General features: G+C 50.8%; 1 protein-coding gene. It reads right to left on the bottom strand.

Going from position 1 to position 17,079, the window contains the following annotated elements:
- A partial coding sequence (locus tag K331_RS29115; RefSeq protein ID WP_036634407.1) for a non-ribosomal peptide synthetase occupies positions 1–17,070 on the bottom strand: 17,070 nt, incomplete at its 3' end.
- Positions 17,071–17,079 lie beyond the last annotated feature (9 nt).

The following is a 17,079-nucleotide window of genomic DNA, read 5'->3' as shown; positions in this document are numbered from 1 at the left end:
CTTCTCCTCTCGCAGATGGCTTTGCGTCAGGAGCAGGCTAGCCCCAGAGTCCTGCAGGATATAGCGAATTCGCTCGTCCGGGTACTCCGGGTCGATCGGGACATAAGTAGCGCCAGCCTTCAGGACGGCGATAATACCAATGACCATCTCCAGCGAACGCTCGACCAGCAGCCCGACAATGTGCTCGGACTGGACGCCTTCGGCGCGAAGATAATGGGCAAGCCGATTGGCCTGTTCATTCAGCTCGCCGTAGGTTAACTGCTGATCTTCGAGTACCACAGCCACGTGATGAGGTGTTCGCAGCACCTGCTCCTCGAACAGCTGATGAATGGCTTGCTGCTTCGGATACGCTGCTGCTGTCGCATTCAATTGCCCAATCAGCTGTGATTGTTCAGCCGGGGTAACCAGCTCAAGCTGGCTGACCAGCATATTCGGCTGAGCTGTAAGCTGCTCTAGAATATGCACGAAATGTCCCTGAATTCGTTCAACTACGGACTGCTGATAGATCAGATTGTTATAGCGATAGCTGATTCGAAGGGTCTGCCCCGGTATAACAATTAGGTTGAAATCATAGTTGGTCTGTTCGAACATGTGAACGTCCGTGATCTCAAAAGCATCCTCACTAGCGCTTGTTGACTGTTCAAATTGCTGCTCCATCGGATAGTTCTCAAACACCATGATATGGGAGATCAAGCCTTGCTTTTGTTCAGCATGAGCCTGAATCTCATACAGCGGGTAGGTGTCATAGGTGCTCGATGTCAGAGCTGACTCCTGAGCTGCCTTGAGCACATCCAGGCAAGAAGCATCATCATTGGTTCGTATGCGAATCGGAATTGTATTGATAAACAGGCCGATCATCGTCTCGATTCCGGAAATATCAGCTGGTCTGCCAGATACGACGCTTCCGAATACAACATCACGGCTTCCGTTATATCGTTGCAGAACTAGACCCCAAGCGGTCTGCATCAAGGTATTGACGGTGACGTGGTGCTCTTTGGCCAATGATTCCATACGCTGGGTCAGTTCCTCGCCCAGGTCACATACCCATTCTTCAAGCACATAGCCCGCGTCCTTGCTTACCGTGCTGTGCTCGGCATCCTGCGGCAATTGCGTCTGCTGATCGTATCCCTCAAGATAGTGAAGCCAGTAGGAGGAAGCTTCTTCATCATGCTGTTGCGCCAGCCATTCGATATATCTGCTATAAGGAACAGCCGGTGTTAAGCTGGGCTCTCGATGCTGTTGGATGGCCGTGTAGTGCTCAAATACCTCCTGCATCATCAGTGGCACACACCAGCCATCCAAGATGATGTGATGGAAGCTCCAGTATAGACGATATGTCTGTTCCCCCGTGCGGAAGACGGATACGCGCATGAGTGTATCCCGCATTAGGTCAAAGCCGGCCCTAGTATCGCGGCTGCTGAAGGCTTGGATATATGCATCGCACTCCGCTTTCTGCATATGGCGCAGATCCTCGTAAAGAAATCCACAAGGTCGGTTTCGATAGACGATTTGTACGGGCTCATTCAGACCATCATAAAAACCGGTACGCAGTATATCATGGCGCCGCATTAGAGCATGAAGGCTTTGGGCGAATACTTCGGCATCCAGTTGCCCTTCAAGCCCGAATGTAACCTGTTCAAAATAGGCTGCTGACTCTGGCTCCAGTTGGCTATGGAACAGCATCCCTTTTTGCATGGGTGTAAGTCTGTATACATTTTCAATCTCGCCGAGCTTGCGGGTCTGTCCCACAAGCTGCTCCAGCTCCTCCATGCTGAGCTCGGATAGCAGCAGATCACTTGGTGTCAGCTCTCGCTGCTCCTGGCTGGCACAGTGCAAGAGTACTTCACTGAGCTTCGCTTGGAGAAGGGTAGAGAACTGTTCCATCGTGCCTTGATGATACTGAAGTCTGTTGTAGGCAACGCTTAAGGACAATACACCGTCCGAAATCATACCGTTAATATCGAGTGCATAGTATTGGGTCTGCTTCTCACTTAGGGAGGCACCCACAGGATAGGATGATATCTGTAGCTTGTTGTTGTCCATATCCTGGTCGAACTGCCCCAGGTAGTTGAAGCTAATGTCTGGATGCAGGAGTAAATCATGGTCAACATTTCCTTGGCCGCCAGACAAATAGGTCAGGATTCCGTATCCGATACCTTTATTTGGTATGCGCCGCAGGTCTTCCTTTACACGCTTGATCATACCTGATACACCCTGACCGGAGCCGATGTCCAGTATCACGGGATACTGACTTGTGAACCAGCCGACAGTGCGGGTAATATCAACATTCGGTACGATTGTCTCTCGTCCATGGCCTTCCAGGTTCACTAATACCTGACTACTTCCAGTCCAGGCATGGACAGCCATGCCAAGGGCTGTGAGTAGCAGATCGCTTACTTCCGTGTTATAGGCTTGATTGGCCTGCTGCAACAGGAGTAAGGTCTCTTCGGCGCTCCATTGCACGGTAATAGTATCAACATGACTCCACAACAGGCTATCCTGGGATTCATCCTTTGGTAGCGGTGCAATGGCTGAGGCCGTCTGCACAAGGTTCTGCCAGTAGGCTCGTTCGGATGTGATGGCTGGACCTGCTGCATACAAGGACAGCTGCTGTGCCCAGGTGCGGAATGAGTCCGTCTTGTGCGGTAGCTGAATGTCCTGCCCAGTTAACGCTTGCTCATACCCTGAAGCAATATCCTCAAACAGGATTCGCCACGATATACCGTCAACAGCCAGATGGTGAATCACGATCAGCAGATGGTCGCCATCCGAGCAGTGGAACAATCCGAGCTTCAGCAGGGGCCCCGTATTCAGATTGATGCTGCGTTGAATCTCGCTAGCCTTTGCCTCAATCACTGTATGGCAATCAGCTTCATCACGAAGATCGGCAATATCCAGCGTATACAACTCGTCCTCATCAATGCCTCGAATCATCGCTTGATATCTATCATCTGTCTGTCGGAAGACAAGCCGCAGTGCATCATGATGCTGTACGATTCCGGTCATCGTCTTGCGAAGGGCAGTAAGATCGAACCCTTCCGCCTGATGCAGCATGACCGCGTGATTAAAGTGATGAGGGTCTGTGGATGTCTCCTCAAAGTACCAGTGCTGGATCGGTAGCAGTGGCGTCTCGCCAACTACCTCGCTCTGGTCGGCGGTGTGAACGAGAACTTGTACATGCTGGCTGAGCTCCGAGACCGTAGGATATCTGAACAAATGCTTCATATCGAGCCTGTAACCCGCTTGCATCAGTCTTGAGGACACCTGTATGGCTTTAATGGAGTCGCCTCCAAGATCAAAGAAGCTATCATGAATACTGATTCTGTCCATCCCGAGTACGCTTTGCCAGATTGCAGCGAGTACTTCTTCTATCGCTGTCCGTGGAGAGACATATTCGTGTCCCATGGACAGACTGCTCTCCGGTGCTGGTAATGCCTTACGGTCGATTTTTCCATTTGCGTTCAGCGGCATATGGGTGAGCTGCACAAAGTATGATGGAATCATATAGCCTGGCAGCTCTTGCGCCAATGCTCCCCGAAGCTCGCTTACGGCCAGGGCACTATCTGCCGTAAAGTAGGCGCATAGCTGCTTTTGTCCATTCTCTTCTTCACGTGCAACAACGATAGCCTCTTGAATAGCGCTAACCTTGAGTAGCTGCGCTTCAACCTCGCCCAGTTCAATCCGGTAACCACGGATCTTCACCTGGTGGTCTATACGACCCAAATATTCAATGTTGCCATCTGCCTGCCAGCGTACAAGATCGCCTGTGCGATACATGCGATCTTCTGGAACAAATGGGTCGGCTACAAACTTGTCGGAGGTTAGATCAGGACGATTCAGATAGCCTCTGGCTACACCGACCCCTGCGATGCATAACTCTCCCGGCACGCCAATTGGCTGCAGCTTTCCTCCCTCGCTAAGGACATAAAGTCGAATATTGGAGATCGGTCTACCGATTGGGATCGCTCTATAAGTGATGTTCGGGTGCACCTCGAAATAGGATACTTCGACCGTTGCTTCCGTCGGACCGTACAAGTTCACTAGCTTCGCCTGGCTGACTGATGAGATATATTGATGGAATCTCTCAGCTTGAGATGGCGTCAACGCCTCACCACTTGTAGCCACCAGCTTCAATGAAGATAACTTGCTTTGTGCCGATATGCCCTGACGCTCAACAAACTCCAAGAAGACATGCAGCATAGCCGGTACGAAATGGATTCTGCTAAGCCTGTGTGTAGCGATGGTGTCTAGAATGACCTCGGGGTCTTTCTCTCCGTCTACTGCAAGCAGACACAAGCTTGCTCCCACCAGCGACCAGCCGAACAGCTCCCACACGGATACGTCGAACGTAATCGCTGTCTTCTGCATGATGATTTCCCCTGGCTCGAACGGGTACAGCTCCAGCATCCAGTTCAGGCGGTTGATGACCGAACGATGCTCGACCATTACGCCTTTTGGCTTACCTGTGGAGCCAGAAGTATAGATCACATAGGCCATGTCCAGTGGTCCAGCCATCGGCTGCAAATTTGAACCATCCATATGATATGATTGCGCCTCGTCGAGCTTCAGGGTCTGTCCAGCAAATTGAATTGGTGGCTGCAAATGACTTGGCAGCAGCAGCAGCTGTGCGCCCGAATCCTCCAGCATATAGCGGATACGATCCTCCGGGTAGCTCGGATCAATCGGTACATAGGCTCCACCGGCCTTCAAGATCGCGAAGATGCCGACCATCATTTCTAGCGACCGCTCCGTCATCAGTCCAACACGCTGATCCACCTGCACACCTGCGGCCCGCAGCGTCCGGGCTAACTGGTTCGCCCGTTCATTCAGCTCCTGATACGTCATGCTATTGTGCTCGAAAATGATAGCGGTCTGCTCAGGCGTTCTGGCCACTTGCGCCTCGAACAGCTGATGAATCGTTGTATCCTTTGGATAGTCGGCTAGGGTCGCGTTGAATTGCTCCATAATCTCCAGCTGCTCTGCTGGCGTAATCATGTCGATCTCAGCCAGCTTCGTCTCGGGTGCATGAATCACCGCATCAAGAATCTGTACGAAATGGCTTGTGATCCGCTTAGCTGTATCTGGTCGGAACAGCACGGTGGCATATTCCAGACTGCATGCGAGCTCATTGTCTTGCTCGGTCACATTGAGCATGAGGTCAAACTTGGCGACCTGGTGCTCGTGTGGGTAGGTACTGAAGGACAGACCGTCAATCCCCCGTTCTACCTGCTCAAAGTTGTGGAGTGCAAACATCGTGTCGAATAATGGATTACGGCTGAGATCCCTTTTCAAATTCAGCTTCGAGACAAGCTCCTCCAACGGATAATCCTGATGCTCGTAGGCTTGCAAGGCGTTCTCCTTGACCTCCTGCAGATAGTCGAGGAACGTCTTCTCCCCAGAAGGGTAGTTACGGAGTGCCAGTGTGCCGACGAACATACCGATCAGGTGCTCCAGCTCACTATGTGGTCTTCCCGCAATAGGGGTACCTACAACCAGATCCTCCTGACCCGTGTACTTGTGCAGAAGGCAGGTATACGCAGATAGAAGCACCATATACAAGGTAGATCCTGTACTTGCTGCAAGCTGTCTGATCGCATCACTTCTGGCGGCGTCGATCACGAATTCGATCTGGTCTCCCTTGAAGCTTTGAAGCGCTGGTCTGACACCGTCGGTAGGCAGGTCGAGCACAGGCAGCTCACCACGGAACACATTCAACCAGTATTCTTCCTGCTGAGACAGGCGTTCGCTATGAAGCTCGGAATGCTGCCATACAGCATAGTCCTTGTACTGCATTTGAAGTGCTGGCAGTGAATTCCCTTCATACAGCTGGATGAATTCCTCCACCAGCACGCCCATCGAGGCTCCATCGGATACGATATGGTGCATATCGAACAGCAACAGATGGCGCTCGGGCTCCAATTCAAGCAAGCCGACTCGAAGCAGTGGAGCTTGCTGGAGATCGAAGGGACGAATGAACGCACGCATGTGCTCTGATGTCTCTTCTTCTCTGATCTGCTCGTATTCTACCTTAAATGACACTTCATCCTGTACGCGCTGTACAGGCTCGCCGTCGACGATCTCGAAGCTTGTTCTTAGTGTCTCATGCCGAGCGATGAGTTGCTGGAAGGCTCCTTCCAGCCTTGCCCGGTCAAGCTGTCCTTCCACCAGCAGGGAGCCCGGCATATTGTAACTAAGCTCACTGCCCTCCAGCTGGCTCAGTACGTACAAACGCTTCTGTGCCGAGGATACAGGGTAATAGCTTCGTTGCTCCACAAGCGGAATAGACGCGTGAACTGACTGTCCTCGGTTATCCAGTAGCCCGGCAAGCTGCTCAATGGTCGGGAACTGGAATACCTCTCTGAGGGCGAGCTGTCCATTCATCTCCCTAGAGATGCGTGCAACCAGGTTGGTAGCCCGCAGGGAATGACCCCCAAGCTCGAAGAAGTTGTCTCTGATGCTCACGCTGTCGAGTCCCAGCACGTCCTGCCAGAGGGTCACCAGCTGTGCTTCGGTAGGCGTCCTTGGTGGCTCCTGATGTGCACCGTCTGCCCGGCTCACTTGTGGATCAGGCAATGCTTTACGGTCGATCTTGCCGTTCGGAGTCAGCGGCAAGCGATCCAGCTGAATCCAATAAGCTGGAACCATATAAGCTGGCAGCACTTGTGTTAGCTCCTCTTTCAATGTACCTTCGGACAGCAAGGTGCTGGCTGCTGTATAGTAGGCTGCCAGATGCTTCTGTCCCGTGCGATCCTCATAGACGACAACGACAGCTTCTTGTACCGAATTCAGCTTCCGTAAATTCGCTTCTATCTCGCCCAATTCAATGCGATAGCCACGAATCTTCACTTGTGCGTCAATACGATCTATATACTCGATCTGACCATCTGGTCGCATTTGGACCAGATCGCCTGTCCGATACAGACGTTCACCGTCTACGAATGGAGAAGCAATGAATCGCTCGGCAGTCAGCTCCGTTTGGTTCAGGTAGCCCAAGGCCAATCCGTCACCACCAATGTATAGCTCCCCAGGGATACCTGCTGGCAGTGGATGAAGATCCAGATCCATAATGTAGGCTGAGGTATGACTGATCGGTTGGCCAATAGGCACCGTCTGTGCTGCCTCATCCAGCTCGTTCACCGCATGGTAGGTGGCGAATACTGTGCTTTCCGTCGGTCCATAGACATGAATGATGCGGCCAGGACCGAGTCTGGCCAAGGCCTTCCGCACATGCTCAACAGACACCTTCTCCCCACCAAATAGGAGGGTATCCAGCGTGTCGAAGCAGCTCACATCAATATCTGTGAGTGTATTGAAGAGGGCGGTGGTCATGAAGCACTTCGTAATGTGCTCTGTCTGCAACACATCCGCCAGCTCTCGCGCATCCAATACCTGTTCGCCGCGAATTAACACCAGTGAAGCTCCGTTCAGAAGAGCCCCATAGATGTCGAATGTCGAGCCATCGAATGAGAAGCTGGACAACTGAAGGACACGATCCTGTGGAGAGAAGCAGATATAGTTCGTGTCCTTCACGACGCGACTAATATTGTAGTGCATCGTCAGGTTGCCTTTCGGCTTACCAGTCGAGCCGGAAGTATAGATGATGCATGCCAACGAATCAGGACCATTCACAGGTGTCGGGTTGCCAGTGTCGTACAGATCGTTACCCTCTGCGGATAGATCCAGTATGAGTCCGTTGAACGCTTTCGCTCGATCCCTGACCTGAGGATGAGCCAGCAGTACGGTGGCATGTGAATCCTCCAATATAAAGCGAATGCGTTCCTCCGGATATTGCGGATCGATAGGCACGTAGGCTCCGCCTGCTTTTAGTATGGCAAGCAGACCAACGATCATTTCCAGCGACCGTTCCGTCATAATTCCGACAGGCTGATTGGCCTGGACACCGTATGCACGCAGTGTATGCGCCAATCTATTGGCCTTCTCATTAAGCTGTCTATAGGTCAGTTGCTCATCTCCGAAGACGAGAGCTGTGTTGTCAGGGGTAGACTCGACCTGCTCCTCGAATAGCTGCTGCAGTGTCTTCTCCTTCGGATAAGCTATCACTGCATTTTGGTTGAGGAGTGACAGCTGTGCTTCCTCATGTGGTGTTGCCAGTGTTAGCTCGCCCACACAAAGATCCGGTTCGTTAACCACCTGCTTGAGCATATGAACGAAATGTCCCTGAATCTGTTCAATACTGGCCTGCGTATAGACAAGCTCATTGAAGCGGAATACAATATTGAACTCCTTGCCTGGCAATACAATCAGATTGAAATCATAATTCGTCTGCTCAAAGAGCTCAGCATCTGTAATTTCAAAGGCAGCCTGATCGCCACCCAACACTTCGATCTGTTCCTCTACGGGATAGTTCTCAAACACCATGATGTGGTTAATCAAATGCTGCTGTCCTGTCTGCGCCTGTATCTCGTATAGAGGGAACGTATCATGGGCGTGAGAGGACAGATATTGCTGCTGCTGGTGCTTAACAAGCTCAGAGACACGTATAGTAGCATCAGCCTTCACACGCACTGGGATGGTATTGATGAATAAGCCTATGATGCTCTCAATGCCTGGAATTTCGGCAGGTCTTCCCGATACAACACTGCCGAGGACGACATCTCTGCTGTTGTTGTACTTTTGAAGGACAATACCCCACACGGTCTGCATCAGGGTATTGACCGTCACCTGCTGCCCTTTGGCTACCTGCTCGATACGCTTGCTTAGTTCCGTACCCAGACTGCACACCAGCTGCTTGGAGACATAGGATGCTGACTTGCTGCTGTGCAGCGCCTGTGGAAGCTGTGTGTGTTGCTCGTAATCAGCCAAGTAATCATTCCAATACTGAGCAGAGGACTCATGGTCCTGACGCTCAAGCCATTCGATATAAGTGCTATACGGCACAGCTGGCGCCAGCTCAATGGCCTGCTGTTGCTGAGCAGCCAAATAGACATCGAATACTTCCCGCGTGATGAGCGGTACACACCATCCGTCCATGATGATGTGATGGAAGCTCCAGATCAGCAGATAATCGTCCTTATCCTTCTTCAGTACAGATACACGGAGTAGTACATCTTGCGTCAGATCGAAGCCCCTGGTCTGATCACTATCAATATAGTGCTTAATCTTGCTTTCGCGCTGAAGCTCATCAAGATCGCTCAAATCCTCATAATTGAACTCACTGTGTCTGGTGCGGTACACGATCTGTATCGGGTCACCCCAGCCATTATGAAAATTGGTGCGAAGTGCAGAATGTCTTTGTAACAAAGCGTCCAGACTCTGCTTGAAGCCCTGCGGATCGAATGGGCCATGCCACTCGAATGTGGCCTGCTCAAAATAGGATGATGAATCAGGCTCCAGAAGACTGTGAAAGAACATGCCCTTCTGCATCGGCGTCAGCATGTAAGCATTCTCGATCTCGCCGATATGACGATGCTGCTCTGACAGCTGCTCAAGCTGCTCGATACTAAGACCCTTCAGTAGCAGGTCGCTAGGCGTCAGCTCTGGGAATTCTTTGGCTGCACAATGCTGGATGACGCTCTGCAAGGATGTGTGAATAAGGCCAGCCAGGTGCTCCATCGTCTCTTGGTGGTACTGGGTAGGGCGATAGCTGATGTCGAGCTGCAGTATCCCTCCGTTAATCCATCCGTTCATGTCTAAGGCATAGATCTGCTCGGCATGCTCACTCACTGCACGCCCCGTCGAATAAGGGGACAGGCGCAAGGAGCTATGGCTCAGATCCTGGTCGAATTGGCCCAGGTAATTAAAGCTGATATCAGGCTTGAGATGATCGAAATTCTTCTCCGTGTGCTCGGACAGGTACTTCAATAAGCCGAATCCAATCCCCTTATTGGGGATCGTCCTCATGCTCTCCTTGATCTTCTTAATCTGGTAGGACAGCTCACTGTGACCCATATCCAGAACAACAGGGAATTGGGTGGTGAACCAACCGACAGTACGCGTGATATCGATCCCCGGGATAATCGGCTCCCGTCCGTGTCCTTCCAGATTGACCATCACTTGCTCGATACCGCACCAGGATTGAATAGCTAGGCCCAGCGCAGTCAGAAGCAGATCATTCGTCTCCGTGCTATAGGCCCGGTTAGCCTGTCTAAGCAGGAGCTCTGTCTCTTCTTCGCTCCATTGAACTGTGACCGTAGCAGAGTCAGTTATTGTAGACGTAACTAGTGGCTCATCGTTGGGCAGTGGCTCCAGCTGGATATCACGATATTGCTCCCAATACAGGCGCTCTGATTCCATAGCCTGCCCATCAGCATACAGTGACAGCCCTTGTGCCCAGGCCTGATACGAATCGGTCTTTAGCGGCAACTGGATCTCCTGGCCATTCATGATCTGCTCATAGCCTGCTGAAATATCCTCGAACAGAATTCTCCACGACACGCCATCCACAGCTAAATGGTGAATAACGATGAGCAGATGATCTCCATCTGTGCATCGGAATAGCCCCATTTTCAACAAAGGACCATTCGTCAGATCCATGCTCTCTTGAATTTCATTGGATTTAGCCTCTATGGCTGCGCTTGGGTTAGCCTCTCCTTGAAGGTCAAGACACTCCAGGGTGAATAATTCACCTTCAGAGATGCTGCGATTCCATGCCTGATATCCTGAATCCGTCTGACGAAATACGAGACGTAGCGCGTCATGATGCTCAACAACTCGTGTCATGACACGACGAAGCGCCGCTTCTTGGAACCCATTTTCCCGGAATAGCATAACTGCCTGGTTAAAATGGTGCGCAGAGGCTGCGTACTGTTCAAAAAACCAATGCTGTATAGGGAGCAGGGCAGTGGAGCCTGTAACGACACCTTGCTCAGCAACGCGACCTGCTGTTTGTACATATGGGCTCAAGCCTGCAATTGTCGGGTTTTTGAAGAGCTCCTTCATTTCCAGACGATAACCCGACTGGAACAGCCTGGAGGATACCTGAATCGACTTGATAGAGTCGCCACCCAGATCGAAGAAGCTGTCATGAATGCTGATATTACGCACACCAAGCACGCTCTGCCAGGCAGATGCCAGTGCTTGCTCTACCGCAGTCCGTGGTGCCACATATTCATTTCCGGTATGAACGTTAACCTCAGGAGCAGGCAGCATCCTGCGATCGACCTTCCCATTGGCTGTCAGTGGCAATTGCTCGATCTGCACGAAATAGGATGGAATCATGTAGCTAGGCAGCTTGCTGCCCAATGTGCTCCGTAGCTCACGTGCGTTCAGCCGGCTATCGGCTGCGAAGTAGGCACACAGCTGTTTTTGTCCATGATCGTCTTCACGTGCAATGACGACAGCCTCCTGGATGTCCTCCAGTTGTAGCAGCTGTGCCTCAACTTCGCTTAGCTCAATCCGATAGCCACGAATTTTCACCTGCTCATCTATCCGACCTTTGAATTCAAGCGTGCCGTCAGGCCGCCAGCGCACCAGGTCTCCGGTACGATAGCAGCGTTCGCCTGCTCGAATCGGGTCTTGTAGGAACTTCTCTGCTGTCAGCTCCGGACGATTCAAGTATCCACGTGCTACACCATCCCCGCCGACGATCAGCTCACCCCAGGCCCCAATAGGGACAAGCTTCATCATGCTATCTACAACATAAGCTGTAGAATTGTTAATGGGGTGTCCAATTGGTGCTGATTCCGTGAGCAGGTCAGGGATCTGATAGGTAGTCGAGAAGGTTGTATTCTCAGTCGGGCCGTAGCCGTTCACAATGTGGAGTGCTGGATTGTCCTGGAGTACCCGGTTAATATGTTGCACGGAGAGTACATCCCCGCCGCTAATCAATGTCTTCATAGAACGGAACATCTGGCTGTTCTGCTGCGACAGCTGATTGAAGAGAGGGGAGGTCAGCCACATTGTCGTAATGCCATAATCCTCAATGGTCTGTTGCAGCTTGTAGGCGTCCAGGATGACATCTTTGTTAGTCAGATAGAGCTGACCGCCATTGAGCAAAGCTCCCCATATTTCAAAGGTAGACGCATCAAACGTAATCGCACCTGTCTGCAATATACGTGTGTTGTCATCAAGCACAGCATAATTCGTATTTTTCACCAGACGCACGACATTCCGGTGTTCAATCATGACGCCTTTGGGCTGGCCAGTTGTTCCTGAAGTATAGATTACGTAAGCCAAATCAGTAGGCATATTCACGGAGTCAAGGTTCGATCCGTCTTGTGCGTAGATCTCAGTGTCATTCAAATGAAGTACTTGGCCAACAAAGTTAATATTTGTACAATCCAGATCATGACCAGGGGTAAGCAGAAGCTGTGCTCCCGAATCCTCCAGTATGTAGCTGATACGCTCGGCTGGATAATCAGGATCAATAGCTACATAAGCTCCTCCGGCCTTGAGAATGGCTAGAATACCAACCATCAGCTCAGTCGAGCGATGGGCCGCGATCGCTACAGGCTGATCCCGAACGACGCCATGCTCTCTAAGTGTTCGCGCTAGCTGGTTAGCTTGACTGTTAAGCTCGTGGTATTGAAGCTCTGCACCCTCATATACGAGAGCAACCTGCGTACCATTAAATAAGGTCTGCTCCTCGAATAGCTGGTGAACTGTACTACTGCGTGGATAGTCTGCTGCAGTTGCATTGAACTGCTCCACGATCTGTACCCGTTCCTGAGGTGTAATGATCTCAATCGCTGACAGCTTCGTCTCGGGTCTAGCTATGATAACGTCAATCAACTGCTGCAGGTGCCGCGCCAACCGTTCCACAGTACCTTGCTGGAATAGCGAGGTAGCATATTCCATGCTGCATGCCAGCTCGCTGGCGTCCTCGGTGATCTGGAGTGTCAGATCGAACTTGGCTGTCTGATGTGAATGAGGATAGGGCTTGAATTGTAAGCCATCGAGCTCCTGCGTATCTTGCTCAACATTTTGCAGCACAAATAAAGTATCAAACAGGGGATTACGACTTAGATCGCGCCGGAGATCCAGTTTGTCTACAAGCTCCTCGAACGGATAATCTTGATGCTCAAAGGCTTTTAGTGAGGCTTCCTTTGTTTCCTGTACATACTGAACGAAGGTCTTGTCTGCAGCAGGATAACTACGGATTGCCAGTGTATTCACGAACATTCCGATGATGCCGTCCAGATCAGCATGTGGTCTGCCAGCAATGGGCGTGCCTACTATGATGTCTTCTTGTCTCGTGTATTTATGAAGTAATGCAGTGTAAGCCGAGAGAAGTACCATGAACAAGGTAGAGCCAGTCTGTGTAGCAAGCTGCTGCAATGCCGCCGTACGGGTCTGATCTAATACAAATTCCACTGAGCTCCCGGCGAAGTTCTGGACAGGTGGTCTTGTAAAATCTGTTGGCAGCTCCAACACCGGTAATTCATCCTGGTACAAATTCAGCCAATATGCCTCTTGTGTGCTCATACGGTCAGTGTGTGCCTGCTTCAATTGCCAGCCTGCGTAGTCCTTGTACTGTATTCGTAGCGCAGGCAGACCCAGTCCCTCGTACAGGCGATTGAATTCATCCACCAGAATACGAATGGATACTCCATCGGAAATAATGTGATGCATGTCAAAGAGCAGCAAATGACGGTTCATGTCCAGTTCGACCAATCCTACACGGAGAAGAGGAGCCGTCTGAAGATCGAATGCTCTAATGAAACGATTAATGCAGACTTCTGCGTCTTGCTCCTTCGCTTGAGTGTACTCGACGGCAAATGGAACTTCTGTGTGTACACGCTGTACGGGCTCTCCACCAACTACGTCAAAGCTCGTTCTTAATGTTTCGTGCCGCTGAATCAGCTGTTGGAAGGCCTTCTCCACACGCTTACGGTCCAGGTTACCCTCAACGAGCATCACACCAGGCATGTTATAGCTAATCTCTCCACCCTCAAGCTGGCTCAACAGATACAGCCGCTTTTGAGCCGAAGAGACCGGGTAATACGCCTGTGTCTCAATAACAGGAATAGCTGTGTATACGCTATGCTCTCTTCCTTCCAATAACTGAGCCATTTGCTCAATAGTCGGTGCCTGGAATACCTCTCGCAAAGAGAGGTTCAAGTTCAATTCTTTCTGTATACGGGCGGTCATCAGCGTAGCGCGTAGGGAATGACCCCCAATCTCGAAGAAATTATCCTTCACGCCAACAGCTGTTAACCCCAGAATATCTTCCCAGATCCGTGCAAGCTGTGCCTCACGTTCATTGCGAGGTGCTATATAAGCTTCACCCGTGTTCATATGGCCTTCAGGCGCTGGCAGTGCCCTGCGGTCAATCTTTCCATTGGATGTTAACGGCATGCTCGGAAGCTGTATGAAGTAGCCCGGGAGCATATAGGCTGGTAAATTCTCCGAAAGTCTGTCTTTGAGCTCTCCAACAGTCAGAGGCCGACTTGCCACGAAGTATGCGCATAGCTGCTTTTCTCCGTGAGTATCTTCCTTGGCCAATACAACGGCCTCCTGAATCTCCTCCACTTTGGCGAGCTGCGTCTCCACTTCTCCTAGCTCAATCCGATAGCCACGAATTTTCACCTGATGGTCAATGCGTCCCAGATACTCGATGTTACCGTCCGGCAGCCAGCGAGCCAGGTCACCGCTACGATACATTCGTTCTCCGGGCTCAAAGGGATTGTCCACGAATTTCTCCGCGGTCAATTCCGGGCGGTTCAGGTAACCACGCGCAAGTCCATCTCCAGCTACATACATCTCCCCAGCTACGCCAATCGGCAACAGTCTTCGGTGCTCATCAAGTACGTACACCTTTAGCGTCGGAATAGGACCGCCGATATTGCTCTTTGCCTGCTCAATCTCGACTTCGGTAATTTCTTTGTATGTAACGTGGACCGTTGTCTCTGTAATTCCATACATGTTGATCAGCTGTGTATTCGGATAGGCAGCCCGCCATTCTTTCAAGAGCTGTGGACTCAGGGCCTCGCCTCCGAAGATCACTTGGCGCACCCTCAGCTTTTGCTGCGGAGCAGCCAGCGCCTCGCGCAACAACTGATAGAAATACGTAGGTGTCTGGTTCAGGATCGTGATCTCCTGCTCTTCCAGCAGCTTCAGGAACTGTGCCGGATTCTTGGCAGTAAGGGATGGTACCATGACCAGCTTTCCGCCGTATAGTAGGGCTCCGTACATTTCCCAGACCGAGAAGTCGAAGCAGAAGGAGTGGAACATGGTCCATGAATCGGTTGGTCCGAATGCGAAGCGATTGTGACTGTTAAAGAGAAGACGTACCACATTTTTATGCTCAATAAGCGTACCCTTTGGCTTGCCCGTCGTTCCTGATGTATAGATGACATAAGCAAGGTCGGCTGGAGTGTTGATAGATGGCAGATTGGTATCATCCTCGTTGCTATAGGTCACATCCTCCAGGAATACGATACGTCCGGCAAACTGCACACGATCCTGCAAATGACCCTGCAGCAGCAGCAGCTCTGCCCCGGAATCCTCCAGCATGTAATGGATACGTTCCTCCGGGTATTCTGGGTCAATAGGAACATAAGCTCCGCCAGCCTTCAAAATAGCCAGAATACCTACGATCATATCAAGTGAGCGCTCTGCCATCAGACCAACGAGCTGATCCGCATGGACACCTTGCTGTCTCAGCATACGGGCGAGCTTGTTCGCACGGGCATTCAGCTCCCGGTAGGTGAGGCTGTTGTCGCCGAGTATGACGGCTACTTGCTCCGGGGTCAGCATGACTTGCTCCTCGAATATACGATGAATGGTATGCTCTCTAGGAAAGTCCGCTTGAGTATCATTAAATACCGTCAATATGGTATTGGCTTCTTGCTCATCAATTAGGGATATCTCTGAGATGCTGTGCTCGGGATTGTGCACAATATAGCCAGATATGGACATAAGCTGCCGAATGATGTAGGCAATCTCCTCAGCGTCAAACAGGTGAATGCGATAATCGACATGCAGCACCAATTGATCTTCATCCAGCAGTTCTGCAATATGCAGCACGAGATCATTAACCTCGTCTCCACCAAAATCATAATCTGTATGAATGCGAACATCATCCAGGTCCACCCAGCTCACCGGGCGATATTCCATAGATACTCCGAACAAGCGCTGAATGTCCTTGTGGTGCTGAGAGGATCTTAAATCCTGAATGAGAAGGTTATAAGGATACTTTTGATGGCGTAGCAGAGCCATTTGCTCCTTGGCTACGTTTAATACAAAGCTCATCAAATCGATCCCAGGGTCGACAAGGGATCTAGCAGCGATGGTGCTGACGAACATACCTACCGTATTTTTTTCCTTCTTGGTCGAACGGTTGGCAAAGGAGGTGCCAATGGCGATGTCCTTCTCGCCAGTCGCCTTATGAATATAGATGTACATGGCCGCCATAAAAAATTGAAACAAGCTGACCCTGTTCTCCTGACAGAATTTCTGAATCTGCATATATAATTCACGGTCTACTGTGAAGTGTTCTCTACGGGCAGCGGTACTGAGCAGTAAGGGATTGTACGGCTTCAGTCCTGTCATGTCTGGAAGCTCCGCAAATTTATCGTTCCAGAACGCCTTATCCTTGGCGAAGCGATCAGACTGCACGTATGTATTCTCCGCCTCGATATATTCGATATAGGAGTGCTGCTCGCCCAGGGATGGAGCCATGCCCCGGATGAATTCGATATAATATTCCGTCAGCTGATTGCCGAATAGCACCATCGATATGCCATCCGAAATAATGTGATGCATCTTGACGCTCAACCAGTACTCATCATCACTGATTTTTATGAATAGGAAATGGAAGAGTTCATTCTCCAGAAGCTCAAATGGTGTCTGGATATGACGCTCCAGCCAGGCATTCAGTTCGTCTGCTCCAGCAAAATCGGCTGCATCCAGACAAGTGAACTCCTTATATTCAAAAGGAACGACATATTGCAGAGGTATCCCGTTCTCGGACGTAATGCGGATGCGAAATGCATCGTATTGCTCTATCACCATATTAATGGAGCGCATCAAGGCATCCAGATTCATGTTTCCTTTGAATTTTACAGTCCCTAGAAGTAGAGAGACGGAGGTATTCGGATACAGCAGCTCGGTATACCAAATTCGCTGTTGGGCATTGGTTAACGGGAATAATTGAACATCATCATGCATAAATATTAC

The organism is Paenibacillus massiliensis subsp. panacisoli DSM 21345 (assembly GCF_000426545.1).
Taxonomy (GTDB): domain Bacteria; phylum Bacillota; class Bacilli; order Paenibacillales; family Paenibacillaceae; genus Paenibacillus; species Paenibacillus panacisoli.
This window is presented reverse-complemented; position numbering and strand designations above follow the sequence as displayed.